Annotated in this window: 1 protein-coding gene; it reads right to left on the minus strand. The window is 44.9% G+C overall.

What is annotated here, in order from left to right; all coding sequences use genetic code 11:
* A partial coding sequence (locus tag D7X12_RS42135; RefSeq protein WP_147444042.1) for a cation diffusion facilitator family transporter occupies positions 1–401 on the minus strand: 401 nt, incomplete at both ends.

The following is a 401-nucleotide window of genomic DNA, read 5'->3' on the forward strand; positions in this document are numbered from 1 at the left end:
AACTCATGCTGTAAGTCTGATAATAGCGCATCAGTTTGCTGCAGGGTAAGCGAGCTTGGGACAATGATATGACAAGATAAACTATGTAAGCCGCTGGTAATCGTCCAGACGTGTAAATCATGAACAGATAACACGTTTGGGTGGGCAGAGAGGGTGTCTATAATAACGCTTTGGTCAATATGATTGGGCGCGCCTTCCATCAAAATATGGGCGGCATTTTTGACGACAGCATAGCCACTACGAACAATCAGTAGCGCCACCAAAATACTCACTGCCGCATCTGCCCACACCCAGCCAAACAGCATAATCACAATAGCAGCAATAATCGCAGCCACCGAGCCTAGTAAGTCACTTAATACATGTAAATAAGCGCTTTTCATATTGAGATTATCGGTATCACC

This window comes from Corallococcus sicarius, from assembly GCF_003611735.1.
In the GTDB taxonomy this organism is placed as follows: domain Bacteria; phylum Myxococcota; class Myxococcia; order Myxococcales; family Myxococcaceae; genus Corallococcus; species Corallococcus sicarius.